At 69.6% G+C, this 1,726-nt stretch carries 1 protein-coding gene; it reads right to left on the minus strand.

What is annotated here, in order from left to right:
• Window positions 1-115: 115 nt before the first annotated feature.
• Window positions 116-1,594 carry a serine/threonine-protein kinase gene (locus IE321_RS41385; RefSeq protein ID WP_190226766.1) on the minus strand — a complete coding sequence of 493 codons (1,479 nt, stop codon included), beginning with the start codon at window positions 1,592-1,594 and terminating at the stop codon, window positions 116-118.
• Window positions 1,595-1,726 lie beyond the last annotated feature (132 nt).

Raw genomic sequence — 1,726 nt, forward strand, 5'->3', positions numbered from 1 at the left:
CGTTGGTTCCCCATCCTGCCGCACTCGACCTGCCCCACGCCCTGGTCGAGTGGATGAGCCGGCCGGGTCCGACGTGCAGCTACTGTCGTCCTGCGGAGGATTCGGCCGAAATGGCTCAGGTGCCGTGATGGTTCTGAGGCCCGCCGGAGACTGCCGCCCTGCGGGCGGCTGCGGCGAGCCAGGGCCCGATGGACCTGTCGTCGGTGAGGTCGGCGCGGTAGGCCAGCGCTGCGGTCAGGTAGCGATGGGCTCTCCAGCTGTACCGCCATCGGGCGCTGCGGTGGACCCTTTCCGGACAGGGGGTGAGGCCGTCCCCGTCGCGGGTGCCCCAGACGGTGAAGTGCCATCCCCCGCCTCCGTCGCCCAGGTACCCGTGTGCGTCCCTGGCTGTCGCCGCGTCGGGGAATGCGAAGACCTGGACGGAGACATGGACGGGGTTCTCGGGTGCGGCATGGGGGCCGGGCTGCTCTGTGTAGACGCCGACGACCACTTCGGTGCAGCCACGGCGGGTGAGTTCGCTGACCAGGTCGCTGGGGCCTGCTTCACGGGCGTCGCGGATGTCCACGGCGGTCCGCGCGAACTCGATGCTCAGGTCGTTGGTGAAGCGCCGCGGCAGCAGGGCGTCCGGGGTGAACGGCGTCTCGTCGGTGGAGGCGTGGTTCCAGGAGTCGGTAGAGGGCGGCCGAGGCTCGCGTCGCGTGTCGTGCACCAGACGGGTGCTCGGTGTCGGGGGCAGTGCCGTGGTGGGAGCTTCCGCTGCCGTGCACACTGCCAGAAGTGCCTGAAGCCGCTGCTGAACCTGTTGTGCCGACTGGGGGCGCCGGTCGGGATCGCGCTGCAGCAGTTCGGCGACGAGCGCGGTCACCTCTGGCGGCAGGCCGGCGCGGAACGCGTCGAGGGGCGGAGCCTCCTCGTCGAGCTTGCGCCGCACGACCACGATGCCGTTGTGCCCGGTGAAGGGCGGCTGGCCGGCGAGCATCGCGAAGAGTATCCCACCGAGTGCGTACAGGTCGGAGCGTCTGTCACCGCGTTCCGTGAGGAACTGCTCCGGCGCGCCGAACTCCGGCGTTCCGGCCGGGGCCAGCTGGGAGGAGCGCGCCATGGCGAACGTGGCCTGGACGAACCAGGCGATGCCGAAGTCCATGACCTTGACCTGGCCGTCGTCGGTGGCGACGACGTTGTGGGGCTTGATGTCGTAGTGGATGACCTGGGCCCGGTGGGCGGCCTCCAGTGCGGCGCAGACACTGCCTGCGATGGCCAAGGCACGCGTCAGGGGGAGAGGACTCTCGGCCTGGATACGCGCTGTAAGTGTCTGGCCTTCGACTTTCTCCATGACCAGGAACAACACGTCGTCGTGGATGCCACGGTCGTAGAGGCCGGCGACGTTGGGGTGGACGATCTGGGCAGCGGCCACGGCCTCGCGCTCGAACCGCCGAGGCAGGTCGGCATGGACAGTCCCGTCGAGGTGCAGCAGCTTGAGCGCGACCTCACGGTGAAGCACGCGATCCCGCGCGGCCCACACTTCCCCCATGCCGCCCCTGCCCAGACGGTCGATCAACTCGTACCGTTCGGCGATCAGCCGTCCCCGCTCCATGGGGCCAGCATAGGAGGGGCCGCCACACCGTCTCTCCCGTCGCCTCGGCGCACACACGGACGGCAGGCATCCAAGGAATCTCGACCCGCCGGAGAAGGCCCTCGTCCTCTGCGTGGACGAGAAGTCGCAGAT

The sequence above is a fragment of the Streptomyces hydrogenans genome, assembly GCF_014656075.1.
Taxonomy (GTDB): Bacteria; Actinomycetota; Actinomycetes; order Streptomycetales; family Streptomycetaceae; genus Streptomyces; species Streptomyces hydrogenans.